This is a genomic window from Streptomyces sp. QH1-20, assembly GCF_041283565.1.
GTDB lineage: Bacteria > Actinomycetota > Actinomycetes > Streptomycetales > Streptomycetaceae > Streptomyces > Streptomyces syringius.
The window spans coordinates 5359659-5382975 of sequence record NZ_CP166299.1; the positions used below are offsets into that span (position 1 = coordinate 5359659).

22 protein-coding genes are annotated in these 23317 nt (G+C 71.0%); 11 read left to right on the forward strand and 11 right to left on the reverse strand.

Annotation, left to right across the window (positions count from 1 at the left end; genetic code table 11):
- Positions 1-9: 9 nt before the first annotated feature.
- Positions 10-675, reverse strand: coding sequence for an HAD family acid phosphatase (locus AB8O64_RS24445; RefSeq protein WP_370421395.1), 666 nt, complete (start codon positions 673-675; stop codon positions 10-12).
- 286 nt (positions 676-961) lie between these two features.
- Between AB8O64_RS24445 and AB8O64_RS24450 the strand changes: the two genes are divergently transcribed.
- Complete coding sequence (locus AB8O64_RS24450) at positions 962-1828, forward strand: RNA polymerase sigma factor SigF (protein ID WP_370423956.1); 867 nt, start codon at positions 962-964, stop codon at positions 1826-1828.
- Positions 1829-2036: 208 nt separating this feature from the next.
- Here the strand turns inward: AB8O64_RS24450 and AB8O64_RS24455 are convergent, their stop codons facing one another.
- Positions 2037-2450: an ATP-binding protein gene (locus AB8O64_RS24455; protein ID WP_370421397.1), complete on the reverse strand. Its 414-nt coding sequence runs from the start codon at positions 2448-2450 to the stop codon at positions 2037-2039.
- Between the two features lie 104 nt (positions 2451-2554).
- The gene (locus AB8O64_RS24460) at positions 2555-3730 is read right to left on the reverse strand and encodes an MFS transporter (protein ID WP_370421399.1); all 1176 of its coding nucleotides are present in this window, start codon (positions 3728-3730) and stop codon (positions 2555-2557) included.
- A gap of 87 nt (positions 3731-3817) precedes the next feature.
- Here AB8O64_RS24460 and AB8O64_RS24465 point away from each other — a divergent pair, with 87 nt between their 5' ends.
- The gene (locus tag AB8O64_RS24465) at positions 3818-4714 is read left to right on the forward strand and encodes a LysR family transcriptional regulator (protein WP_370421400.1); all 897 of its coding nucleotides are present in this window, start codon (positions 3818-3820) and stop codon (positions 4712-4714) included.
- 13 nt (positions 4715-4727) lie between these two features.
- On the opposite strand, the gene AB8O64_RS24470 is transcribed toward AB8O64_RS24465, so the two are convergent.
- The gene (locus AB8O64_RS24470) at positions 4728-5387 is read right to left on the reverse strand and encodes a DUF3592 domain-containing protein (protein WP_370421402.1); all 660 of its coding nucleotides are present in this window, start codon (positions 5385-5387) and stop codon (positions 4728-4730) included.
- 434 nt (positions 5388-5821) lie between these two features.
- On the opposite strand from AB8O64_RS24470, the gene AB8O64_RS24475 reads away from it, so the two are divergent.
- On the forward strand, positions 5822-6610 hold the full coding sequence (locus tag AB8O64_RS24475; protein WP_370421404.1) for a phosphotransferase family protein: 789 nt from the start codon (positions 5822-5824) through the stop codon (positions 6608-6610).
- A 122-nt stretch (positions 6611-6732) separates the two neighbouring features.
- Here the strand turns inward: AB8O64_RS24475 and sodN are convergent, their stop codons facing one another.
- On the reverse strand, positions 6733-7128 hold the full coding sequence (gene sodN, locus AB8O64_RS24480) for a superoxide dismutase, Ni (RefSeq protein ID WP_130879876.1): 396 nt from the start codon (positions 7126-7128) through the stop codon (positions 6733-6735).
- A gap of 142 nt (positions 7129-7270) precedes the next feature.
- Here sodN and sodX point away from each other — a divergent pair, with 142 nt between their 5' ends.
- Positions 7271-7744, forward strand: a complete 474-nt coding sequence (gene sodX / locus AB8O64_RS24485) for a nickel-type superoxide dismutase maturation protease (RefSeq protein WP_370423957.1) — start codon at positions 7271-7273, stop codon at positions 7742-7744.
- Here the strand turns inward: sodX and AB8O64_RS24490 are convergent.
- Positions 7627-8277 (reverse strand): CGNR zinc finger domain-containing protein, encoded by a 651-nt coding sequence (locus tag AB8O64_RS24490; protein ID WP_370421406.1) that lies wholly within the window; start codon positions 8275-8277, stop codon positions 7627-7629. The genes sodX and AB8O64_RS24490 overlap by 118 nt on opposite strands.
- Before the next feature lie 102 nt (positions 8278-8379).
- Between AB8O64_RS24490 and AB8O64_RS24495 the strand changes: the two genes are divergently transcribed.
- The 3 genes from AB8O64_RS24495 (at position 8380) to AB8O64_RS24505 (ending at position 10002) form a co-directional block, all read left to right on the forward strand.
- On the forward strand, positions 8380-9138 hold the full coding sequence (locus AB8O64_RS24495) for a trans-aconitate 2-methyltransferase (RefSeq protein ID WP_370421408.1): 759 nt from the start codon (positions 8380-8382) through the stop codon (positions 9136-9138).
- A gap of 125 nt (positions 9139-9263) precedes the next feature.
- A complete protein-coding gene (locus AB8O64_RS24500; protein WP_370421410.1) occupies positions 9264-9614 on the forward strand; it encodes a hypothetical protein in 351 nt (116 codons plus the stop codon).
- Positions 9615-9645: 31 nt separating this feature from the next.
- Entirely contained in the window at positions 9646-10002 is a 357-nt protein-coding gene (locus AB8O64_RS24505; RefSeq protein WP_370421412.1) for a hypothetical protein, read from the forward strand.
- A gap of 81 nt (positions 10003-10083) precedes the next feature.
- Here the strand turns inward: AB8O64_RS24505 and AB8O64_RS24510 are convergent, their stop codons facing one another.
- The 3 genes from AB8O64_RS24510 to AB8O64_RS24520 form a co-directional block, all read right to left on the reverse strand.
- A complete protein-coding gene (locus AB8O64_RS24510) occupies positions 10084-10845 on the reverse strand; it encodes an amino acid ABC transporter ATP-binding protein (protein WP_365214852.1) in 762 nt (253 codons plus the stop codon).
- Entirely contained in the window at positions 10842-11738 is an 897-nt protein-coding gene (locus tag AB8O64_RS24515) for an amino acid ABC transporter permease (RefSeq protein WP_370423958.1), read from the reverse strand. Before AB8O64_RS24515 ends, AB8O64_RS24510 begins: the two co-directional genes overlap by 4 nt.
- 432 nt (positions 11739-12170) lie before the next feature.
- Entirely contained in the window at positions 12171-13136 is a 966-nt protein-coding gene (locus AB8O64_RS24520) for an ABC transporter substrate-binding protein (RefSeq protein WP_370421415.1), read from the reverse strand.
- Between the two features lie 586 nt (positions 13137-13722).
- Between AB8O64_RS24520 and AB8O64_RS24525 the strand changes: the two genes are divergently transcribed.
- On the forward strand, positions 13723-14934 hold the full coding sequence (locus AB8O64_RS24525) for an NADP-dependent malic enzyme (RefSeq protein ID WP_130879884.1): 1212 nt from the start codon (positions 13723-13725) through the stop codon (positions 14932-14934).
- A gap of 184 nt (positions 14935-15118) precedes the next feature.
- On the opposite strand, the gene AB8O64_RS24530 is transcribed toward AB8O64_RS24525, so the two are convergent.
- Together AB8O64_RS24530 and AB8O64_RS24535 are read right to left on the reverse strand one after the other, a co-directional pair.
- Positions 15119-16459: a TolB family protein gene (locus AB8O64_RS24530; protein ID WP_370421417.1), complete on the reverse strand. Its 1341-nt coding sequence runs from the start codon at positions 16457-16459 to the stop codon at positions 15119-15121.
- A 35-nt stretch (positions 16460-16494) separates the two neighbouring features.
- A complete protein-coding gene (locus AB8O64_RS24535) occupies positions 16495-17865 on the reverse strand; it encodes a TolB family protein (protein ID WP_370421419.1) in 1371 nt (456 codons plus the stop codon).
- Between the two features lie 209 nt (positions 17866-18074).
- Here AB8O64_RS24535 and AB8O64_RS24540 point away from each other — a divergent pair, with 209 nt between their 5' ends.
- The 3 genes from AB8O64_RS24540 to AB8O64_RS24550 all read left to right on the forward strand — a co-directional run bounded on the left by AB8O64_RS24540 (position 18075) and on the right by AB8O64_RS24550 (position 23308).
- Positions 18075-19037 carry a zinc-binding dehydrogenase gene (locus AB8O64_RS24540; RefSeq protein ID WP_370421421.1) on the forward strand — a complete coding sequence of 321 codons (963 nt, stop codon included), beginning with the start codon at positions 18075-18077 and terminating at the stop codon, positions 19035-19037.
- A gap of 35 nt (positions 19038-19072) precedes the next feature.
- The gene (locus AB8O64_RS24545) at positions 19073-20485 is read left to right on the forward strand and encodes a cellulase family glycosylhydrolase (RefSeq protein ID WP_370421423.1); all 1413 of its coding nucleotides are present in this window, start codon (positions 19073-19075) and stop codon (positions 20483-20485) included.
- A 174-nt stretch (positions 20486-20659) separates the two neighbouring features.
- Positions 20660-23308, forward strand: a complete 2649-nt coding sequence (locus tag AB8O64_RS24550) for a hypothetical protein (RefSeq protein WP_370421425.1) — start codon at positions 20660-20662, stop codon at positions 23306-23308.
- Positions 23309-23317 lie beyond the last annotated feature (9 nt).

Here is a 23317-nt window from a genome sequence, read left to right on the forward strand (position 1 = left end):
CGGCGGGGCTCAGGACAGCTTGCCGTCGTAGTCCGGCAGCTTGAAGGTCCGCTCCGCGTGACCGCCCACCAGATCGGTGGTGTTGTTCCCGATGTTGGCGATGATCGTGTACCCCTTCGCCTCGATCTCCGCCCGCTTCGCCGTCTTGTACGTGCTCACGCCCTGGAAGAGGTCCGGGAGGTGGCGTACGTACACGCCGCTGACCGGGTAGCCCACCGCGCGCAGGTTGTAGGCGGTGACGGACTCGAGGATGCCGGGCCGCGCGGTGACGAAGAAGACGGCGGCGCCGCGCTCGTGCGCGTAGCGGGTCAGCTCCAGGACCGACTGGATGGCCGGGGTGGGGAACGTCGTCCAGTGGAAGTCCGTCTCCAGCGAGCTGTTGTCGATGTCGAGGACGACGGCCTGCTTCCGGCCGCGCGGGTCACGGGTGCGCTCGGTGACGTAGGGGCGCGCCTGGTCGATGACGGCCTTCACGTCGCGCTGCCAGGTGTCGTAGTCGACGCCCTTGAGCCCGGCGGTGCCGGAGGTCCGCGCGGTGGCGGTGTTCTCGGCGGCCTTCCCGACGGTGCTCGTGGTGGCGGCCTGGGCGGGGGCGGAGGCGAGGGTCGCGCCCAGGGCCAGGGTGGTGACGGCCGTGGCGACGGCGGCGCGGCGGGCCCGGATCGATGCGGTCATGCGTGGCATGTTCACGTTCGGTGGTGACCGGAAAGGGAAGGCGAACTGACCGGCGGGTAACAGTTGGCTTCCCTCTCCCGCCCCTCTCGCTCGCTCCTGTCTCTGCCCGCCTCACCCAACCCGTTCGTCCCGCCGGGTCGTCACGCCTCCGACGGCCCCTCAGCTTCCCTCGCGAATCCCCCCATTCCGTTAATTCCGCCTCCGGCGAAACAAGCAGGCATGGTCGCGTTGGGGTCGGGTAGGCGGACCTGAGCCAATACACGGACCCGGGGAGGACGACGTGACCATCACGGCATCTGCGACAGAGCTTTCTGCGGCTGCTACGCAGCGGTCCGAAGAAGCGGTCGGGGGGCTGCCGTATATCGAGGACGCGACTGCCGTGGCCCCGCGCGACGCCCGAGATCTGTCAAAGATCTTTTTTGACCGGCTCCAGGAGCTCGAAGAGGGCACGCACGAATACCAGTACGCGCGGAACACCCTGATCGAAATCAATCTCTCGCTCGTGCGCTTCGCGGCGTCGCGCTTCCGCAGCCGCGGTGACCAGATGGAGGACATCGTCCAGGTCGGCACCATAGGTCTGATCAAGGCGATCGACCGGTTCGACCTGGCGCGCGAGGTGGAGTTCACCACCTTCGCCGTCCCCTACATCGTGGGCGAGATCAAGCGTCACTTCCGGGACACGAGCTGGTCCGTCCACGTGCCCCGCCGTCTTCAGGAACTGCGCGTCGACCTCGCCAAGGCCACCGGGGAACTCTCCCAGAGCCTCGATCACGCGCCGACCGCCGCCGAGCTGGCCGAATACCTCGGACTGAGCCAGGAAGAGGTCATCGAGGGGATAGTCGCGAGCAACGGCTACACCGCCGGATCGATCGACGCCCCGGTCGACGAGGGCTCCGAACAGTCCGGCGCCACCTACGCCGACCGGCTCGGCGAACTGGACCCCGCCCTGGAGGGCGTGGAGAACGTGCACGCGCTCAAGCCGCTGATCGCCAATCTGAGCGAACGCGACCGGGAGATCCTGCGCATGCGCTTCGGCGGTGAGATGACGCAGTCGGAGATCGGCGCCGAGCTGGGGATCTCCCAGATGCATGTCTCGCGGCTGCTGGCCCGCATTCTGACCAAGCTACGGGCGGGACTGCTCGGGCGGGTGTAGCGACTGAGGCGACCGCCTGTACTGAGGCGACCGCCTGTGGCGACTGAGCCCGGCTGACGGGATCGGGCCGGCCGGGGCGGCCCCGTCGGCCGGGTCGCCCCGGGTGTCATCCTCGCCAGGTTCCGTGCCGCCGTTCCTCGTCAGCCGACTCAGGCGACCGAGGCCCGGTCAGCCGATACTCAGCCGATACCGAGCCCGGTCAGCCGATTCAGCCCGCCGACAGTGCCGTGGCCGACGGCCCTGTCGGTGTCGGCATGGACGGTGCGGGCCGCAGCCATGTGGCCCGCACCGTCTTGCCCTCCGGGCGCTGGTCGACCTCCACCCGGGTGGCCAGCCGCTGCACCATGTGCCAGCCGAAGCCGCCGCCGCCGGTGAGGCTCGGCGTACGCGGCTCCGGTGGCTGGGGGCTGGCGTCGGCGATCTCCACCACGAGGAGGCCTCTGGCGGCCCGTACGCACAGCCGCCACCAGCCGTCCGTGTGCCGGATGGCATTGGCGACCAGCTCGGAGACGACGAGCACAACGGCCTCGAGGTCGGCCCACGGGCAGTGCCGGGCCAGGAACTCCGCCGTCGCGTGGCGGGCCCCGGCGGCGTCCCCCTCGGGGGATTCGATGACAACCATGTGGCGGCTCCTTCTCGGTCCACCCCGACGCTTACCCAGCGATCAGCGGCTCATTACCGCGCATCGGTACGGGTCGTCCACCGGCCGTACGTGTGACGGCCACCTCACACCCGTGACGACGGCCGTGCCGCCCGCGCCGAGGCCGTCGTCACCAGCGCCCCCGCCGCCAGCAGGCCGCCCAGCCACAGCGCGCCGGACAGCGAGACCGTGTCCACGGCCCGCCCGCCCAGCAGCGCCCCCAGCGAGATCGCCACGTTGAACACCGCCACGAACAGCGCCGAGGCCGTCTCCCGCGCCCCGGGAGCGGCCGCCAGCAGCCAGCTCTGCGTGCTGACCGACACCCCTCCGTAGGCCAGCCCCCACACGACCATCAACACGGCCGCCCCCACCGTGCCGCCTCCGGCGACCGTCACCGCGGGCATCACCAGACCCAGCACCGCGGAGATCACCACCAGGACCGTGCGGGGGCCGCGGACGACCGCCGCCCCGGCGAGGAAGTTCCCGGCCACGCCGGCGACTCCGTAGGCCAGCAGCAACGCGGTGATCAGCCCGGCGTCCGTCCCCGGCACCCGCTCCAGCACGGGGCGTACGAAGGTGTATCCGGCGAAGTGCCCGGTCACCAGCAGCAGGATGACGAGCAGCCCGACCCGTACGCGCGCGTGCTTCAGCAGTTCCGGGACGTCACCGAGCCGGGCCGCCCGTTCGGCGGGCAGCGGCGGCAGCGTCACGGCCAGGGCGGCCGCGACGGCCAGGGACACGGCTCCCATGACGGCGAAGGAGGCGCGCCAGCCGCCCAGTTCGCCGGTGAGTGTGCCGGCCGGTACGCCCAGCACCGACGCCACCGCTATCCCGCTGAAGATCAGTGAGGTGGCGGGCCCGACGGACCTCTCCGGCACGAGGCGTACCGCCAGCCCCGCCGCGACGGCCCAGACGCCGCCGATGCACACGCCCACCAGGACCCGCAGCGCCACCAGCACCGTGATGTCCGTCGCGCATGCCGACAGCAGATTGGCCGCCGCCAGCAGTCCCATCAGGGCGACCAGCACCCACCGCCGGTCCCAGCGCCCCGCCGCCGCCGTGACCAGGGGCGCGGCCACCGCGGCCACCAGCCCGGGAACCGTCATCGTGAGCCCGGCCGTGCCGGCCGAGACACCGAGGCCGGCACCGATCGGGGTGAGCAGTCCGACCGGCAGCATCTCGGTCGTGACGACCGAGAACGTGGCGGCGGCGACCGCCGCGACGGCGGGCCAGCCGCCTGCGGATTCGTTGATCTTCGACATGCGCCCAGCCTCGGCAGCCGCGCGCCCGGGAACAACGCCGGATGTCTCACCCTTCCATGAGCGAGGCTTATCGATCACGGCTGGGGAGTGGGACGCGTGGAATTGCGGGAGCTGGAGTGCTTCCTGGTGCTCGCCGAGGAGTTGCACTTCGGTCGTACCGGCGAGCGGCTGTATCTGACGCAGAGCCGGGTCAGCCAACTGTTGCGCGCGCTGGAGACCCGTATCGGCGCCCGCCTCGTCGAACGCACCAGCCGACGGGTCGCCCTCACCCCGCTCGGCGAGAGCTTCCTCGCCGGGCTGCGGCCCGCCTACGACGCGCTCAAGGGCACGGTCGAGGAGGCCCGCGAAGCCGCCCGGGGGGTGGCGGGCCGGCTGCGGGTCGGCTTCCAGGGCACGGCCGACGGCCGGGTCATGGCGGCCATCGACACCTTCCAGCGGGACCATCCCGGGTGCGCGGTCGACATCACGGAGATCCCGCTGTCCGACCCGTTCGGCGCGGTCCACCGGGGCGAGGTCGACACCGCCATCGTGCTGCTGCCCGTACGGGAGCCGGGCCTCGCGCTCGGCCCGGTCTTCTCCCGGCAGCGCCAGACCCTCGCGGTGTCGCTGCGCCACCCCTTCGCCGACCGCTCCTCGCTGTCCGCCGAGGACCTCGCCGACTGCCCCCTCGTCGCCCCCGCCGGCACCGCGCCGGCCTACTGGCGCGAGGCCCAGGCCCCGGCGGTGACGCCCGGCGGGCGGCCCGTACCCCGGGGGCCGCTGGTGACCACGCTCCAGGAGGGCCTGACGCAGGTCGCCGCGAACCGTGGCGGAATGCTGCTGTGCCGGCCGACGGCCGACTACCACGGCCGTGGCGACATCACCTTCGTTCCCGTCACCGGCCTGCCGGACTCGGCCCTCGGCCTGGTCCGCCGCCGCGACGCCGACACCGCCCGCCTACGGGCCTTCGCGGCCGCGGTGGCCGCTGCCACGGAGCCGTCGTGACCGCGTCGGCCGACTACCGCCGGCCGGGGAACCCGCTCGGGAATCCGGTGGGCATGTCAGTGGGCATGTCAGTGGGCAGATCGGTGGGGAAGCCCTCGGGCGGCCCGGTGGGAAAACCATCCGGCGGCCCGGTGGGCAGGGCGGGGGCACTGGGGCTGTGGGCGGGGGCGTTCACCCCGTCCTCCGACCGTTCGATGACGTCCTTCGCCTTGTCCTTCAGACCGCTGAATACGGTCAGATAGAAGATGCCGAACCCGACACAAGCGGTGACGAAGACGGTGAGAAACGCGAGCAACACCCCGGTGCCCACCAGGGCCTTCGTGTCACCGGGCGGAACCGCGGTCGCCCGGTCGGGCCGTCCGGCGGGATAGCGCACGGGAACCGTGTCCCCGGGGACGACCGACGACGGCCCGCCCGACTCCTCGAAGCGCAGCGTCTGCCCCTCGGGGGTCGTGAATTCGTAGAGATGAGTCAGCGTCGTCGAACTGCTGCGGTGCATGCCGTTCCGCCGGGTCCGCGTGGTCGCGTACGAACGCAGACAGACGGCGTGCGCGGTGAGCCCGCTGCGCCAGGCGGATCTGAGCCGCCGTAACCGGACGACCGCCCAGACCATCGCCGCGATACCGCCGACGGCCAGCAGACTGGGCAGCGCCAGGGCGAAGACATCGAACATGAGTCCCCCGGTTGTGTGGATGAATGCCCACATCCAACAGTGAGATGGCCTTTGGGGGCTAATGGTTAGGTGGATTTGGGCGGCGACCGACCTGCCACCGACCTCGCGTACGGTGCAGCCATGAAGCTGGGACCTGCGCAAGCCCGGGCGCGCTTCTCCGACGACCGGCACACCTCCGGGCCGCCAACTCGGTCGAACGGCTGAACCTCTTGGCCGCGGACGCGGCACAAGCGAGCCGCTTTCCCCGGAGCGAGGACGTCGGATGATCCTTCACTCGATCACCGGAATGCGAGGAGGGCACCATGAGCGACGATTGCGATCACGACTGGGTCCAATGGAGTGGCGCGACGCGGTGCCGTAAGTGCGGAAGCCCGCAGTAGTTCGGCCGACCGTGGGTGGGGGCTGACGACCCCCGCCCACCCGGGGAGAACCCCATGACAGCCCGCACCCTCTGGAACGACCTCCCCCGTTCCCTCCGCGCTGCCGTCGAAGCCCGCACCGGGCCCGTCATCGCCGTGGGCGCCGTCCCGCACGGCCTCAACTGCGCCACGGCCACCAGCCTGACGACGGCCCGGGGCTCGACGTTCGTGAAGGGGGTGCCCCTGCACGACGCCGGGGCGTGCGCCGCGCAGCGGTGGGAAGCGGCAGTCAACCCGTACGTACTCGACGTCGGCCCCCGGCTCCGCTGGCGGATCGTGGCCGACGGCTGGGAGTTGCTCGGGTTCGAGCACATCGAGGGGCGGCACGCGGATCTGTCGGCCGGGTCGGCCGACCTGCCGCTGGTCGCGGAGACACTCCGTACGGCCCAGGCCCTCCGCGCCCCGAGACACACCGCCGTGCCGAGGTTCGCCGACCGCTGGACGCGGTTCCTCGGGCCCGGGGACCTCCGCCTCCTGGACGGTGACACGCTCCTGCACACGGACACCAACCCGCACAACCTCATGGTCACCGACGACCGGGCGTACCTCGTCGACTGGGCGACGCCCGCCCTCGGCCCCGCCTGGGTGGACATCGCCTACACGGCCGTACGGCTGCTCGAAGCCGACTGCGCCCCCGATGACGTCCGGAAATGGGCCACCCGTTTTGACTGCTGGACTTCGGCGGATCCCCGAGCCGTGGCGGCGTTCGTCACGGCGACCTGCCGCCAGTGGGAGACCGCCGTCGGGCCCGTCGCCGCGCGGTCGAGCAACGCCCGGTTCGCCGCGCTGCTCACCATGGTGTGAGGGCACCCCCGCGGATCGCCCGCCGAACGACCGCACCCGGCCCGTCGAGGGCTCCGAAAGGGAGCCCCGACGAGCCGGGTGCGGGCGAAATAAAGTTCGGGCCGGATGACCCGGAACCGGGGTCAGGCCTTCTTCGTCTCCCAGAAGATCTTGTCGATCTCCGCGATGAGCTCCAGCGCCTTCTCACCGGTCTTCGGGTCCGTCGAGGCCTTGGCGGTGCTCAGGGCCTTCAGGGTGTCGTTGACCAGCTGGTGGAGCTGGGGGTACTTCTCGAAGTGCGGGGGCTTGAAGTAGTCGCTCCAGAGCACCGAGACGTGGTGCTTGGCCAGCTCCGCGCGCTGCTCCTTGATGACCGTGGCGCGGGCGCGGAAGTGCGCGTCCTCGTTGGCCAGGTACTTCTCCTGGACTGCCTTGACCGACTCGGCCTCGATGCGGGCCTGGGCAGGGTCGTACACGCCGCAGGGGAGGTCGCAGTGGGCGCTGACCTTCACCTTGGGGGCGAACAGGCGGGAAAGCATGTGCTGTCCTTCCTCGTGATCGTCTTCTCAGGTGCGAGATTACTCGGTGTGGGAAGGCTTTTCTCGGGTGCCCCGGGGGGCTTAGGACAAAAGACCGGTGACAGTCTGGGACCGGTGGCGGAACGGACCGGGAGGTGCCGTGGTGCAGGAGCAGGTGGACGAGCGCGGTCAGGAGCTGGAGCGCGAGCGTCGGGGACTGCTGCGGATCGGCCTCGCCGAGGTCTACAACCCGTCGATGGTGCCGACGCTGAACCCCGGGGATCAGATCGTCGTGCAGTACGGGGCGACCGTCCGGCCGGGTGACGTGGTGGTGCTGCGGCACCCGTTCCGGCAGGATCTGCTGATCGTCAAGCGCGCGGTCGAGCGGCGGGCCGGCGGGTGGTGGGTGGTGGGGGACAACCCGCTGGTGGAGAACGACAGTCGGGAGTTCGGCACCGTGCCGGACGAGTTCGTGGTGGCCCGCGCCCGGCTGCGGCTGCGGCGGCCGCCCGGGGCGGGTCAGCGGTCGGCGGTCGCGCTGCTGTCCTGGATCGCCTCGGCCGTGCGGCCGCTGACGGCCGAGCCGTCCTCCGGGCGCACCGTTTCCTGGCTCTCGCGGCGCTTGCGGGCGCGGTAGGCGGCGACGTTGGCGCGGGTCGCGCAGCGGTCGGAGCAGTAGCGGCGCGAGCGGTTGGTGGAGGTGTCGAGGTAGGCGTTGCGGCAGGGGCTGGCCTGGCAGATGCCGAGGCGGTCGACGCCGTACTCCGTGAGGTGCACGGCGAGGCCCATGCAGGCGGTCGCGGTGTAGGACGCGCCGGCGTTCACCGCGTGGTCGGCGATGTGCATGTGCCACTTGGGGCGGCCGTCCTCGTCGCGGAACTCATGGCCCGAGACCTGGGGGCTGACCGGGAACTCCATCAGCAGCGCGTTGAGCAGGTCCACGGCCCGTACCTCGTCGCCCTCGGAGGCCGCCTCGAACACCGCGCGCAGCCGGGCCCGCACCGATCGCAGGCGGGTGACGTCGCTGTCGGTCGCGCGCCGCGCGCCCTGGGAGCCCGCGCCGAAAAGATCCCGTACGGCCTCGACGGAGGTGAGCGCGTCGGTGCCTCGTGTGGGCTCCTCGCTGTTGACCAGCCGCACGGCGTAGTCCGAGTAATAGGCCAGTTCCACTTGTGGTCCTTACGGAGGCGGTCTATGGTCGCGGGTGTCGATCAGTAATGGTCGGTTCAGTGCCGAGGGTATTACAGGACTGCGCGCGTGGGAGGCACCACCATGACCGAGACCCCCAACACGGACTGGAACGCCTGGCAGACCAGCTGGGACCGGCAGCAGGAGTGGTACCTCCCCGACCGCGAGGAGCGGTTCCGCGTCATGCTCGACATGGTCGAGGCCTTCGCCGGCGCCGAGGCGCGGGTGCTCGACCTCGCCTGCGGCACGGGCTCGATCTCCGGCCGGCTGCTGGAGCGCTTCCCCAAGGCCGTCTCCGTCGGCGTCGACCTCGACCCCGCCCTGCTCGCCATCGCTCGCGGCACCTTCGCCGACGAGCCGCGCGTGACGTTCGTGACCGCCGACCTCACCGACCCCGCCTGGACCGCGAAGCTGCCGTACGACTCCTACGACGCCGTCCTGACCGCCACCGCCCTGCACTGGCTCCGCGTCGAACCGCTGCGCGCGCTGTACGGACAGCTCGCCGGGCTCGTCCGCGAGGGCGGCGTCTTCCTCAACGCCGACCACATGCCGGACGAGTCGACGCCGCGGATCAACGCCGCCGACCGCGCCCAGCGGCACGCCCGCATGGACCGCGCCAAGGCCGAGGGCGCCCTCGACTGGCGTGCCTGGTGGGAGCTGGCCGCCGCCGACCCGGTGCTGGCCGGGCCCACCGCCGAGCGGTTCGAGATCTACGGCGAGCACGCCGACGGCGAGACACCCTCCGCCGACTGGCACGCGACGACCCTGCGCGAAGCCGGGTTCGCGGAGGCCCGCACGGTGTGGCGCTCGCCCTCCGACGCCATGGTCCTCGCACTCAAGTGAGCCGGGCGCCCGAAGCGGCCAACGCCCCTTTCTCTCCTGGCAGTTAGCTGCAATCCGGGTGGTGTCGGGATCAAGCGGCCACGGACGATGAGCGGGTTCCTCACCTTTGCGAAAAGGAGATACCCATGCGTTTCGTCAGGTCGGCCAAGCTCGCCGCTGTGGCGCTCGCCGCGGCTGCGGGTGCGGCTCTCGCGTCCGCTCCGGCGAACGCCGCCACCACGTCGCTGACGTCGGTCACGTGCAACCGTTCCGACGCCACTCAGCTGCAGTTCGAGGGCTTCATCTCGGCGTTCCCCCTGGGCTGTTACAAGGGTTCCGGGGACCTGGACGTCAACGTGAAGAACGCGATGTACGGCAGGGCGGGCAGCCACTCCGGCTACGTGGTCTTCGCGGACGGCACCAAGTCGTCCTTCACCAGTGGCGGGGACATCAGCATCCCGGACTGGAAGACCGTGGTGCACATCCACACCAACTGAGCCCGGCCCACCACTGAGAGAAGGAGAACCCATGCGTTTCGTCAAGTCGGCCAAGCTCGCCGCTGTGGCGCTCGCCGCGGCTGCGGGTGCGGCCCTCGCGTCCGCTCCGGCGAACGCCGCCACCACGCCGCTGGCGCCGGTCACGTGCGACCGCGAGAACACCACCCAGTTTCAGTTCGAAGGCTTCGTCCAGCCGTGGCCCATGGGCTGTTTCAAGGGTTCCGGGGACCTGGACATCAACGTGAACTACATCTTCTACATGCGGGCCGGTGACCACTCCGGCTATGTGGTCTTCGCGGACGGCAGCAAGGTGTCGTTCACCAAGGGCGCCGTCTTCAGGCCCACCGAGGCCGGCTCGAAGAACGCGGTGCACATCCACACCGACTGAGTTCCGCCGCACCGCAGAACAGCGCGGGGGTACGAGCCTTCACGGCCCGTACCCCCGCGCTGTGCGTATCGCGGTGATCCGTCAGAGCACCTTCGACAGGAACGACTTCGTCCGGTCGTGCTGCGGGTTGGTCAGGACGTCACGCGGGTGGCCGGACTCGACCACCACGCCGTTGTCCATGAAGACCAGCGCGTCGCCGACCTCGCGGGCGAAGCCCATCTCGTGCGTGACGACGATCATCGTCATGCCGTCCTCGGCCAGGCCCCGCATGACGTCCAGGACGTCACCGACCAGCTCCGGGTCGAGCGCGGAGGTCGGCTCGTCGAAGAGCATCAGCTTCGGCTCCATGGCCAGCGCGCGGGCGATCGCCACGCGCTGCTGCTGGCCGCCGGAGAGCTGGGAGGGGTAGTTGCCCGCCTTGTCGGCGAGACCGACCCGGTCCAGCAGCTTCATCGCCCGCTCGCGGGCCACCGACTTGCTGACGCCCTTGACCTGCATGGGCGCTTCCATGACGTTGGCCAGCGCGGTCATGTGCGGGAAGAGGTTGAAGCGCTGGAACACCATGCCGATGTCCCGTCGCTTCAGAGCGACCTCGCTGTCCTTGAGCTCGTAGAGCTTGTCGCCCTTCTGGCGGTAGCCGACCAGCTCGCCGTCGACGGACAGCCGACCGGCGTTGATCTTCTCCAGGTGGTTGATGCACCGCAGGAAGGTGGACTTGCCGGAGCCGGACGGGCCGATCAGACAGAACACCTCACGCGGGGCGACCTCGAGGTCGATGCCCTTGAGGATGTGCGCGGCGCCGAAGGACTTGTGGACGCCCTCGGCCTTCACCATCGCGTTCATGCGCTCATACCTCCGGGGGAACGGTGACCGACGGTCGCCAGGTTCTTCTTGACCTTCTGCCACGGGGTGAGCGGCAGGCTGCGCAGCGAGCCACGGGCGTAGTGCCGCTCGAGGTAGTACTGGCCGACGCTGAAGACGCTGGTCAGGATCAGGTACCAGGTGGCCGCGAGGAACAGCATCTCCACGGTGGCGCCGGTGGTCTGGCCGATGTCCGAGGTGGACCGCAGCAGCTCCAGGTACTGGGCCGCGCTCGCCGCCAGCGACGAGGTCTTGAGCATGTTGATGAACTCGTTGCCGGTCGGCGGCACGATCACGCGCATCGCCTGCGGCAGCACGATCCGGCGCAGCGTCTTGCTCTGGTTCATGCCCAGCGCGTGCGAGGCCTCGGTCTGGCCCTCGTCGACCGACTGGATGCCCGCACGGACGATCTCCGACATGTACGCGGCCTCATTGAGCCCCAGGCCGAGCAGCGCGGCCATGAACGGGGTCATGAAGTCGCTCATCTCGTCCCGGTAGATGAAACCGAGATTGATGTACGGGAAGATCAGCGCGAGGTTGAACCACAGCAGCAGCTGGACATAGACCGGCGTGCCCCGGAAGAACCAGATATAGGCCCAGGAGACGGACGACGTCACCGGGTTCTTCGACAGCCGCATCACGGCCAGCAGGATGCCGAGCACGAGGCCCAGCACCATCGCGAGCACCGAGATCAGGATCGTCTTGCCGAGGCCCTCGACGACTGTCGAATTGAAGAGGTAGTCGGGGATCGCGCTGTAGTTCACGTTCGCCGTGGCGAAGGCGTTCACCAGCAGCGCCAGCAGACCGAGCACGAGGACGGCGGAGACCCAGCGGCCGTAGTGCCGGACGGGGATGGCCTTGATGGCCTCCGGCACCGTGGCGGCGGCCGTCTTGGCCGTGCCCGTGCCCTTGCCGGGCGGCGGGGTGTCGGCGGCGGTCCGCTTGCCGGCGGAGGACTTCGCGTCGTCGCCGCTCTTCTTGTCGAGCGACGGCTTGTCGGCGGCCTTCGCCTCGGTGGCCTTCTCTTCGCCGGCCTTGCCGTCGGAGGAAGCCTTCTCGTCGGAAGCCGCGTCGGCGGGCTTCGCGTCGACGGGCGTCTCGTCGGCGGGCGTCTCGGCGGCGTCCTTGTCGGCAGCCTCGTCAGCGGGCTTGCCGGCGGGCTTGTCGGCGGCTTTCTCAGCCGCCTTCGCGGCGTCCTTGTTCTCCGGCTCGGGGGAGTCCGGACCCGGCTTTTCGGGCTCTGGCTTATCGGAAGAAGCAGTCACGGGTATGGCCTTTCAGCGTGCCGTACGAGGGGAGGGTAAGGGTCAGGAACCGCCGTTGATCTTGGCTTCCTTGACGGCGCCGGCTTCGACGCCCCAGGTCTTGATGACCTTCTCGTACGCACCGTTCTTGATGATCGCGTCGAGGGCCGCCTGAATGGCGTCCCGCAGCTGCGTGTTGTCCTTGGAGACGGCGATGCCGTAGGGAGCGGCCTCGACCTGCTCGCCGACCGTCTCGAAGTCCTTGCCGCCACCGGAGGTCTTCACCGCGTAGGCGGCGACGGGGAAGTCGCTGGAGACGGCGTCGACGCCACCGGCCTTGAGGCGGGTCTGCGCCTCCAGGTCGGTGTCGAAGGCCTCGATCTCGATGGCGTCCTTGTCGTCCTTCTCGCACTTCTCGGACTCGGCCTTGGCCAGGTCGTTCGAGACGGTGCCGCGCTGGACCGCGATTTTCTTGCCGCAGAGGTCGTCCCAGGAGTCGATGCCCTTGGTGTCGCCCTTCTTGGTGTAGATCGAGACACCGGCGGTGAAGTAGTCGACGAAGTCGACGCCCTCACTGATCTTCTTGCCGGTCTTGGAGTCGACGCCGTTCTGCCGGTCCTTGGAATCGGTCATCGCGGACATCGCGATGTCGTAGCGCTTGGAGCGCATACCGATCAGCAGCGAGTCGAAGGTGCCGTTGTTGAACTCGAACTTCACGCCGAGTTCCTTGCCCAGCGCGGCGGCGATGTCGGGGTCGAGACCGACGACCTTGCCGTCCTTCTTGAATTCCACCGGCGGGTAGGCGATGTCGGAGCCGACCTTCACGACCCCGGCGTCCTGGATGTTCTTCGGCAGCTTCGAGAAGAGGGGGGCCGAGGAGCCCTTGACGGTCTGGTCGCCACCGGCGGTCGTCTTGTTCCGCTGATCACCACAACCGGTCAGCAGGAGAGCGCCGGCGACCGCGATCGCGCCGGCGGCGGCCAAACGACTCCTGGCGGCAGCCGGGCGATGGATGGAGCTTGCGGTCATTGCTGGTTCCTCCTGCGGGTGAGGGGATAGCCGAATGTTCTCGCTGGTCACATGGGATCGGCGCCGAGATCGACAAGCACACGACAGCGGGTGTCGCGACCTCGTGCGGTTGGGGCATCTTGCCATCTGGACTGCACCGTTCGGGGGGCTAGCCAGGTCAAAATCGGATAACGGGTGATCGACGTGCGGTACCGGGGTGTTCTTACGAGTGGACGACCGTGTTCCCCTTTGGTCTGAGACAGGCATGAGACGCACATCACGCACCGCTTGTCTCACTCCGTGGACTTCCGGCACCAGTTGACACGGTTTTCGCCGAGAGGTGGGCGTGCCGTGGCACACAGCGGCCGATCTCACTCGTCGGCCGTAGCGCTCATTTGATAGAAAAGCCAGTTACACCCCTCACCCGGGGCTCAGGGCGCGTGCGCGGTGCGCGTGCCCGGCGTCCGTATCCCTCGCGCGGCACCACCCCCCGCGCGACACCGCCCGTGCGGCCCATCCGCCGGACCGGTACGGACGTGATGCCCGACCCGCCCTCAAAACCAGGGGCGGCTACCCTCGACTGCAATTCGACAAAGGGGTCAAGAAAGTGGCAGCGGAGATCGTGAATCCTCCCAGCGACAAGAGCACGGACGAGACTCGGGACGAGTTCTTCGATCCGGCCTTCGCGCTGCACCGAGGCGGCAAAATGGCGGTCGTGTCGACCGTCCCGGTGCGTGACAAGGACGATCTGTCCCTGGCCTACACGCCGGGCGTCGCCAAGGTGTGCAGCGCGATCGCGGAGCACCCCGAGCTCGTCCACGACTACACCTGGAAGTCCCAGGTCGTGGCCGTCGTCACCGACGGCAGCGCGGTGCTCGGGCTGGGTGACATCGGGCCGGAGGCGTCCCTGCCCGTGATGGAGGGCAAGGCGATCCTCTTCAAGCAGTTCGGCGGCGTGGACGCGGTGCCGATCGCGCTCGACTGCCGGGAGGTCGACGAGATCGTCGAGACCGTCGTCCGGCTCGCGCCCTCCTTCGGCGGCGTCAACCTGGAGGACATCTCCGCGCCGCGCTGCTTCGAGGTCGAGCGCAAGCTCCAGGAGCGGCTGGACATCCCGGTCTTCCACGACGACCAGCACGGCACCGCCGTCGTCACGCTCGCCGCCCTGCGCAACGCCGCGCGGGTCACCGACCGTGCGCTCGGCCAGCTGCGCGCCGTCATCTCCGGCGCGGGCGCGGCCGGGGTCGCCATCGCCAGGATCCTGGTGGAGGCGGGCATCGGCGACGTCGCCGTCTGCGACCGCAAGGGCGTCGTCTCGCAGGACCGCGACGACCTCACCGACGTCAAGCGGGAGCTCGCGGGCTTCACCAACAAGGCGGGCCGCTCCGGGACGCTCGCGGCCGCGCTGGACGGCGCGGACGTCTTCATCGGCGTCTCCGGTGGCACGGTCCCGGAGGAGGCGGTCGCGAGGATGGCGAAGAACGCGCTGATCTTCGCCATGGCCAACCCGACCCCGGAGATCCACCCGGACGTCGCGCACAAGTACGCGGCCGTCGTCGCGACCGGCCGCAGCGACTACCCGAACCAGATCAACAACGTGCTCGCCTTCCCCGGCATCTTCGCGGGCGCCCTCCAGGTCCGCGCCTCGCGGATCACCGAGGGCATGAAGCTCGCGGCCGCCGAGGCGCTGGCCGCGGTGGTCGCCGACGAGCTGAGCGCCGAGTGCGTCATCCCGTCGCCGTTCGACGAGCGGGTCGCCCCCGCGGTGACGGCCGCCGTCGCGGCCGCCGCGCGCGCGGAGGGCGTGGCGCGCCGCTAGCGCCTCGCCGGCGGCCTTGACGGGTGCACCTCCGCTGCGCGGCGGTGTCCTCAAGCGCCGGACGGGCTGCTGTGCTGTGTCCTCAATCGCCGGACGGGCTTATTAAGCCCGTCCGGCGATTGAGGACGCGCCCGCAGGGCGCTCGCCGCCGCAGGCGGCACAGACGGCCCGCAGGGCGCTCGCGTCACTTCAGTCGGCGTACGAACACGTCGTGCAGACGGTTCGTGTCGGAGGGCACCAGATTGTCGCCGCGGCTGCCGAAGAGCACCGTCCGGCCCGTGCGGTCGACCGAGACGCCGCTCGCTCCCGCGGTGTCCTCGGCGCCGTCGGGCGCCACATTGAGGCGTTCGACGGTGCCGGTCAGCAGGTCGCGGACGAACACGTCCTGCTGGCCACCCGTGTCCCCGGGGACCAGATTGCTCGCCGCGGAGGTGAAGTACACCCTCCGGTTGTCGGCGCTCATGACCGCGCCGTCGTTGGAGCCGCCGTTGGCCTGGGCGCCGCCGGGGGCGAGCGAGATCCGCCGCGTGGCGCCCGTGCGCAGGTCCTTGAGGAACGCGTCCGTGGCTCCGTTGGTGTCGTCCGGCACGATGGACGAGGAGATCGACGAGTACAGCGCGTACCGCCCGTCGGGGCTGAGTCCGATGCCGCCGATGACCGCCACGGTCCCGCCGTCCGCCGCGTGGGCGGCCAGGTGGGTGCGCCCGGTCCGCAGGTCGTGCGTGTAGAAGGCGCGGGCCCGCGGATGCGGCCGGCGCAGCTCGGGAGGCTGCGGCGTGGGGTACAGATTGTGGGCGGCGCTCTTGAAGCCGACGCGGCTGCCGTCCGCGCTGATCACCGGCTGGGCGGAGAAGGCGTCCGCCTGGGTGCCGTCGGTGGCGACGCTGACCCGCTTGACGGTGCCCTTTTGACGGTCCTTGACGAAGATGTCCGTCACCCCGTTGGTGTCGCCGGCAACGAGGTCGTCACGGCTGGAGGCGAAGGCGACGTAGCGGCCGTCGGCGCTGATGGACGGGTCGTAATTCGTGGCGCGCACCTGCGCGTCGTTCCTGACCAGGACCTCGGTGCGGCCGGTCCTGCGGTCACGGACGAAGACATCGAGCCCGCCCGGGGGGTTCTGGCCCGGGGCGAGGTTCGCGGCCTCCGACGAGAAGACGACGTACCGCCCGTTCCCGCTGATCGAGGCGTTGTAGGACGGCGCGGCGGCCGGGGTGCCGTCGCTCGCGACGTCCACCAGCTCGATCCCGCCCTTGCGCAGGTCCTTGACGTACACATGGCGGCTGCCCGGCGTCGTGCCCGGCACCAAGGTGCTCGCCCTGGACTCGAAGACGGCGAAGCGGCCGTCGGCGCTGACGCCCCCGCTGAGCGACTCCTCGTCCGCCTGGGTGCCGTCGGCGGCGACGCTCACCCGCTCGGTGTGCGGCCGGGGCGCTGTGCCCGCGGCCGCCGCCGAGGCGGCAGGCAGGGCCGTGGCGCAGGTGCCCACGATCGCCGCCACCACGGTGGCGCGTCTGAGGCAGTCCATGATGATCTGCTCCTTCCGGGGTGCTGCGGACGGCGTCACCGGACGCGCCGCAGGAAGACGTCGGTCACCTTGTTGGTGTCGCCGGGGACGAGACTGTCGCCGGAGCTCTCGAAGACGGCGGTCCGGCCCGGCAGATCGGCGGCGACGGTGACCACGCCGCCGTTGTCCTGGGAGCCGTCGGACGCCACATTGAGCCGTTCGACGGCACCGGTGCGCAGATCGCGGACGAAGACGTCGGCGACGCCCTCGTTGGTGTCGCCGGGGACCAGGTTGGTGGCGGTGGAGACGAAGAACACCCGTCGGCCGTCGGCGCTCATGACCGGGTCGCCATAGGTGTGGCCGTCGGCCTGCGCGCCGTCGTGGGCCAGGCTGACGCGCCGGGTGACGCCGGTGCGCAGATCCTTGACGAAGGCATCGGCGCGGTTGTTGCTGTCGCCCTCCACGACCGTGGCCGAGCGGCTGGTGAAGAGCGCGTGCCGGCCGTCGGGGCTCAGCTGAAAGCCGCCGACCGGTGCGGGCCGGCCGTCGCGGTCGTGGGCCGCCAGTTCGAGCCGCCCGGTGCGCTGGTCGTGCACATAGAACTCGTTGGACGACGGCGGCCGGAAGCCGGTGGCCGTCGGCTCGGACGTCGAATCGGACGGCGGCTCGAACGGCGGCTCGGGGGCGTCCGTCAGCCCCCTGCCGCGGAAGCCGACCTTGCTGCCGTCCGCGCTGATCACCGGCTGGACGGAGGCAAGACGCACCTGGGTGCCGTCGTTTCTGACACTGACCCGCTTGGTGGTGCCCTTCCAGCGGTCCCGGACGAAGACGTCCGAGCGGAGATTGGTGTCGCCAGGGACGAGGTCGTCGCGGGTCGAGGCGAAGGCGACGTAGCGGCCGTCGGCGCTGATGGCCGGCGCGGAGGACGAGCCGCGCGTCGACGGCTTGTCCCCGGTCACCAGCTCGGTGCGTCCGGTCCACAGGTCACGGACGTAGACATCGGATCCCGGATCCGGATTCCCGCCGGGGGCCAGGTTCCGCGCGAACGATTCGAAGGCGACGTACCGCCCGGTGGCGCTGATCGACGGGGCGCCCGACGCGCCGTCGGCCCGGGTGCCGTCCGTGGTCACGCTGACCTGCTGGAGCCTGCCGGTCGACCGGTTCTTCACATAGACCTGGGACTCGGCCTTGCCACCGGGCGCCAGATTGGCCGCCCAGGACACGAAGGCGACGAAGCGCCCGTCGCCGCTGATCACGGGCCCGTAGGACTCGCCGTCCGCCTGCTCGCCGGCGGCGGTCACGCTCACCCGTTCGGCGCCCGTCGCCCGCCGCCCCTCCCCGGCGGCCGCGGCCTGCGCCACGGGCAGAGCTGTGGCGCAGGTGCCTAATATCGCCGCCAGTACGGCGGTACGTCTGAGACGACGCATGTTTCCCCCCTCGCGAAAGCCCGTACGGCATTTGTACGGACCTGCGAAGCCAATCCCCCCACCCGCCCCGGGGTCAACGCGGAACGGCCGCACTCGGCCGCGGATACGGTCGTTGTGTGAGGGAGCCGTGGACGGTGCGCGAGGGACGCGGCGCGTGTCACACCGTCGCGTGGTTCCGCCGGGGACGCCCCCGGGGCTAGGTTCGGATCATGTTCGCCGCCTATGCCGCCCGCATCGACCGTGACCAGCCGCTCAGCGGCCTGGAGTTGGGGGAGCGCCCCGAGCCCGGACCGCGGCCGGGCTGGACGACCGTCAACGTCAAGGCCGCCTCGCTCAACCACCACGACCTGTGGTCGCTGCGGGGCGTGGGGCTCGGCGAGGAGGCGCTGCCGATGATCCTCGGCTGCGACGCCGCCGGGACCGACGACGACGGCAACGAGGTCGTCCTCCACTCCGTCATCGGCCAGAGCGGCCACGGCGTGGGGCCGGACGAGCAGCGCTCCATCCTCACCGAGCGCTATCAGGGCACCTTCGCCGAGCGGGTCGCCGTGCCCACGTGGAACGTGCTGCCCAAGCCGAAGGAGCTGTCCTTCGAGGAGGCCGCCTGTCTGCCCACCGCCTGGCTGACCGCGTACCGGATGCTGTTCACCAACGCCGGGGTGCGCCCCGGCCAGAGCGTCCTCGTGCAGGGCGCCGGGGGCGGTGTCGCCACCGCCGCCATCGCGCTGGGCGCGGCGGCCGGGCTGCGGGTCTTCGCCACCAGCCGCGACGCGGCCAAGCGGGAGCGGGCCGTGGAGCTGGGCGCCGAGGACGCGTTCGAGCCGGGGGCACGGCTGCCGCGGCGCGTGGACGCCGTCATCGAGACCGTCGGCGCCGCCACCTGGTCGCACTCGGTCAAGTCCCTGAGGCCCGGCGGCACCCTCGTCATCTCCGGCGCGACCAGCGGGCCGAGCCCCAAGGCCGCCGAGCTCAACCGGATCTTCTTCCTGGAGCTGAAGGTCGTCGGCTCGACGATGGGCACCAAGGACGAGCTGGCCGACCTGCTGTCCTTCTGCGCCGCGACGGGCGTGCGGCCCGTCATCGACTCCGTCCTGCCCCTTGACCGGGCGCGGGAAGGGTTCGAGAAGATGTCCGACGGAGACGTGTTCGGAAAGATCGTGCTGACGGTCTAGGGCTGCCCGGGCCGTCCGGAATCCTCCGGAGGGTCATGCGCAAGCCCGGGGCTCAACTCACCGTTCTCGCCGTTCTCACCGCGATTCTCACCGCGACGGCCCCCGTGCCCGCCGCGGCCCGCCAGGCCGACATCCCGAAGCTGACCGACGAGCGCGGCCGGGTGCTCACCCTGCGCGGCTGGAATGTCGAGGACAAGAACCACCGCGGTGCCTCGGCCCTGTCCGACATCACCGAGCGGCACTTCCGTGACCTGGCCGCGCGGGGCTTCAACACCGCGCGGCTGCTGGTCTTCTGGGACGACCTCGAACCCCGCCGCGGCCACTACAGCGAGCGCTACCTCGCGAAGATCGAGCGGGTCCTGGACTGGGCACACGCCCACCGCGTCCGGGTGGTGATCGACGCCCACCAGGACGTCTTCGGCCCCGCCTTCGGCAGCCACCGCGGCATCCCCGAGTGGGCCACCCGCACCGACGGCCTGCCCTACACCCCCCACCCCGACGACTGGTTCGCCGAGTACTTCGAACCCGCCGTGCAGGCCGCCTTCGAGCACCTCTACGAGGACGCGGACCTGCGCCGCGCCCAGGCCCGGATGTGGCGGGTGCTCGCCGGGCGCCTCGCCCACCACCCGGCCGTGCTCGGCTACGACCTCATCAACGAGCCGATGGGCAGGCTCCGCCCCGGCGAGGACCTGCCGGCCGCCGCCCGCCGGATCGAGGCCGAACAGATCACCCCCATGTACAACCGGCTCGCCGCCGCCATCCGGCAGGTCGACCGCCGGCACTGGCTGTTCGTCGAGCCGACCCCCATCGTCGGCGAGGGCGTACCGACCGGCCTCGGCCGTGTGGCCGACCCCAAGGTCGTCTATGCCCCGCACTTCTACAACGCCGCCATGGAGGCGGGGCGGGACTACGACCCGGCCGCGAAGTGGATCGAGAACTACGAGGCGGCCGTGACCCGCTACCCCCGTGAGCGGCGCGTCCCCGTCGTCGTCGGCGAATGGGGACCGCTCAACAACTCCCTGCCGAACATGGGCCGTTTCTACGACGACGCCCTCGCCTCCCTGGCCCGCTACACCTCCGGCTGGGCCGGCTACACCTGGTGCTACGGCGGTGGCTACTGCGCCCTGGACGCCGAAGGCCGCTTCCGTACGAACAAGGAGCGCACGGCCCGCCCGTACGCCCCCGGCGTCGCCGGCACCGTCATCACCGAGTCCTACGAACCGGCCGCCCCCGCCTACCGCCTGACGTATCTGCCGCGTCGGCCGGGCACCACCGAACTGTCCCTGCCGCCCGCCCCGCGCGGCTGGCACATCACCGTGACCGGCCCGGCCCGGACCAGGACCCGGGACATCCCGCCGGGGGAGCGCGGCACGGTGCGCGTGCACGGCGCGCCGCGCGACGGTGCGCCGATCTCGGTGGTGGTCACGGCAGGACGCGAAGCGGAGTGAGCCGGTGCGGTGGCGCTGCGCCCGGGCGCTGAGGATGATGGAAGGCTCGGGGCGAGCGCCCCGTCAATCGACGTAGTCATACAAGCGTCATCGCACGCGTAGTCGTGCACGTACTCGTACATCGGTGCTCAAGGACTGTGGCGGCCCGGCGACGGGCCGTTCGGGGGTGAAGCCATGTCCTCATCGATTCCACCTGTCCCTTCCGTAGGGGACTTCGTCACCGCACTCGAAGAGCTCATCCTGGTGCCACCCGGGCGCCGCGGCCCCTCCGCCAGGATCGTCCTCGTCCAGCAGGGCCGGGGCGACGAGGCCGAGCAGATAGCGGAGGGCGAGTGTCTGCGGCTGCGGGTCCGCGGCCGCGCGCTCGTCCCGTACGCCCGGATCCAGGAGTCCCGGCCGCGCGGCGACCGGCAGCGGACCCGGGACGTCTTCGAGCAGATCGAGGACGGCCTGCGCGACAACCGGCCCGGCGGTTTCGGCCGGCTGAAGCTGCCGCGCTACCGGCTCATGCGGGCCTTCGCGGCCGCCTCCTCCCTGGAGGACCAAGCGCCGGTGCGGGCCCGGGAGCTGCGCGACCAGTGCTACGCGGAACGCCGCAAGGACTCCCACGTCCTCAAGGCGCTGCACGCGATCGGCGGCCGTGACCAGACGCCGGGAAACATCGCGGCCTGGATCTGGCACTGGGCCCGCCACCCGCTGTTCGGGCTGCTGCCGCGCTGGCTGTACGGCTTCCGCGCGGGGCGCCGCATGATGCGCAAGGGCGGCTGGTTCCGCCGCTGGGCCCGGGTCCCCTCGGGCCGCGGGAACTTCTTCCGCCACCACGAAGCGGTCGTCGCGGAGCGGGAGGACGCGCTGCTGTGCGCGCTGCTCGACGATCTGGAGGCGGCGGCGCGCGGCCCCCGGCTCTCCCCTTGGGCCAGGCGCCGGCGCAGCCGCTTCGTCCTCGTCCTCCCGCGCGAGGGCGCACCCGGCTCGGTCACCGAGAGCGTGGTGCGCGGCTTCCCGCAGGCGGTCGAGCAGACGGGCAGCACCGCCGTCGTCCTGCTGGCGGTGGGCCGGGCCGGTCCGGACACCCCGCAGAGCCTCGCCATGGCGACGACCACGATCGACTCCTGGGCGCGAAGCCCCGGCCGGGGGCGCGGGCGGGCGGTCGCCGTGGGCGTGGAACCGCTGGCCGGGGAGCCCGACCAGGAGGCCGAGGGCCGGCTGCGCGGCTATCCGGAGATCCAGCCCCGCCGGGTGTACTCCGATCTGGCGCCGCGGGCGGAAGCGTCCGTCATGGCGGTGGCCGGGGTCGTGGCACTGTCGCTGCTGGCCTACCTGGCGGTGGTGTACCTCGTCGACCCGGCCAGCGACCGATGCCTCGGCGCGTCGGTGAGCATGCCGGAGTCGGCCGCGCCGGGCCGGCTCCCCGAGCAGAGCCCCAAGGAGCTGTACGCGCGGGCGCGGGAAGCCATCGACGAGCAGAACAAGCAGGCCGAGAAGGCCGCCAAGCGGGCCGACACGGTGATCCGGACCGTCGTCTACCTCGGCATCCCGGTGACCGTCGACAACTGGAACGACGGTCTGTACAGCGGCGCCATCCCCGAGCTGCGCGGCATCGCCCTTGCCCAGGAACAGCTCAACAGCGAGGCCGCCAAGGACGTGCACCGCAAGGTGTGGCTCCGGGTGCGGGTCCTCGACGCGGGCCCGCGCTTCTCGAACGCCCCGAAGGTGGCCGGGGAGCTCGTACGGGAGATGGCGGAGCGGAAGGGCGATCAGGAGATCATGGGCGTGGTCGGCCTCGGGCAGAGCCGCGCCGACACCATGGCTGCCCGGGACATCCTCGGCGACGCGGGACTGCCCGTGATCGGCACCACGGCGACCGCGCTGGAGATGCAGCAGCACGGCATGTACCGACAGGTGGCGCCCGACAACCGGCGCGAGGCCCGGATCGCCGCGGACCTCGCCCGCCGCGGCAACATCGTGGAGACCTCGGCCGGGACGTGCGCTCCGGCCCGCTCGGCGGTCGTGGTCGCGGACCCCACGGACAGCTACAGCGCCAATCTGAGCGAGCTGTTCATGGCGGAGTTCGCGGGTGCGCGGACGATCCGGTACACCGCGGAGCCCGGCCGGGAGCCCGTTCCGCCCGCGTCGGGCGACCGGGTCGAGTCGGCGAGCACGCTGGCCGAGGTGGCGTTCAGGGTCTGCGAGCGCATCCAGGAGGATCCGCGCACGGTGGTGTACTGGGCGGCACGGCCGACCGAATTCAGCGCGTTCCTGGAGGAGTTCGCCGGTGGCACGGGGTGTGACGGCCGGCTGACGGTCGTCGGAGGCAACGACATCACCAACGCGGTCGTCGACGCGCAGCACCCCAGCGCCCTGCACCCCCGGGTGCGGTTGTACTACGCGGCGCACGCGCTGCCCAGGAGCCATTCGCCCAATGTCATGGGCGACCGCTTCCGCGATCAGTACCGCAAGGCCTACGGCGCGGACGACCTGTGGGGCAACGACGGCCACGCCCCGCTCGCCTGGGACGCGCTGCGGCTGCTGGGCTCCGCCGTCAACTCGGCCCGTCAGGACGCGGGTTCGGCGCCGTTCGGGCTGGGTACGGTGCAGCAGTCCCTGGTGCGGGGCGTCGGCGGCCCGGACGGCAAGCGCGGTGCCACGGGGGTGCTGGCCTTCGACCGCAACGGCAAAGTGCCCGTGAACAAGCGGCTGTTGATGCTGCACGACACCGATTCGGGGCCGGAAGTGGCGCTGGAGTGCGGGTTCCGTGCCAGCCAGGACGAGCGGACGTCCTGGGGGCCGGGCGGCGCGTTCCCCTGCGTGCGGGACGAGTAGGACACCGAC

Excerpts from the sequence above, each read along its gene's own strand:
- AB8O64_RS24550 (WP_370421425.1), top strand. The coding sequence starts at position 20,660 with ATGTCCTCATCGATTCCACCTGTCCCTTCCGTAGGGGACTTCGTCACC.
- AB8O64_RS24470 (WP_370421402.1), bottom strand. The coding sequence starts at position 5,387 with ATGTTCGATGTCTTCGCCCTGGCGCTGCCCAGTCTGCTGGCCGTCGGC.
- AB8O64_RS24475 (WP_370421404.1), top strand. The coding sequence starts at position 5,822 with ATGACAGCCCGCACCCTCTGGAACGACCTCCCCCGTTCCCTCCGCGCT.
- sodN (WP_130879876.1), bottom strand. The coding sequence starts at position 7,128 with ATGCTTTCCCGCCTGTTCGCCCCCAAGGTGAAGGTCAGCGCCCACTGC.
- AB8O64_RS24505 (WP_370421412.1), top strand. The coding sequence starts at position 9,646 with ATGCGTTTCGTCAAGTCGGCCAAGCTCGCCGCTGTGGCGCTCGCCGCG.
- AB8O64_RS24540 (WP_370421421.1), top strand. The coding sequence starts at position 18,075 with ATGTTCGCCGCCTATGCCGCCCGCATCGACCGTGACCAGCCGCTCAGC.
- AB8O64_RS24545 (WP_370421423.1), top strand. The coding sequence starts at position 19,073 with ATGCGCAAGCCCGGGGCTCAACTCACCGTTCTCGCCGTTCTCACCGCG.
- AB8O64_RS24455 (WP_370421397.1), bottom strand. The coding sequence starts at position 2,450 with ATGGTTGTCATCGAATCCCCCGAGGGGGACGCCGCCGGGGCCCGCCAC.
- AB8O64_RS24520 (WP_370421415.1), bottom strand. The coding sequence starts at position 13,136 with ATGACCGCAAGCTCCATCCATCGCCCGGCTGCCGCCAGGAGTCGTTTG.
- AB8O64_RS24495 (WP_370421408.1), top strand. The coding sequence starts at position 8,380 with ATGACCGAGACCCCCAACACGGACTGGAACGCCTGGCAGACCAGCTGG.
- AB8O64_RS24445 (WP_370421395.1), bottom strand. The coding sequence starts at position 675 with ATGACCGCATCGATCCGGGCCCGCCGCGCCGCCGTCGCCACGGCCGTC.
- AB8O64_RS24500 (WP_370421410.1), top strand. The coding sequence starts at position 9,264 with ATGCGTTTCGTCAGGTCGGCCAAGCTCGCCGCTGTGGCGCTCGCCGCG.
- AB8O64_RS24535 (WP_370421419.1), bottom strand. The coding sequence starts at position 17,865 with ATGCGTCGTCTCAGACGTACCGCCGTACTGGCGGCGATATTAGGCACC.
- AB8O64_RS24460 (WP_370421399.1), bottom strand. The coding sequence starts at position 3,730 with ATGTCGAAGATCAACGAATCCGCAGGCGGCTGGCCCGCCGTCGCGGCG.
- AB8O64_RS24510 (WP_365214852.1), bottom strand. The coding sequence starts at position 10,845 with ATGAACGCGATGGTGAAGGCCGAGGGCGTCCACAAGTCCTTCGGCGCC.
- AB8O64_RS24530 (WP_370421417.1), bottom strand. The coding sequence starts at position 16,459 with ATGGACTGCCTCAGACGCGCCACCGTGGTGGCGGCGATCGTGGGCACC.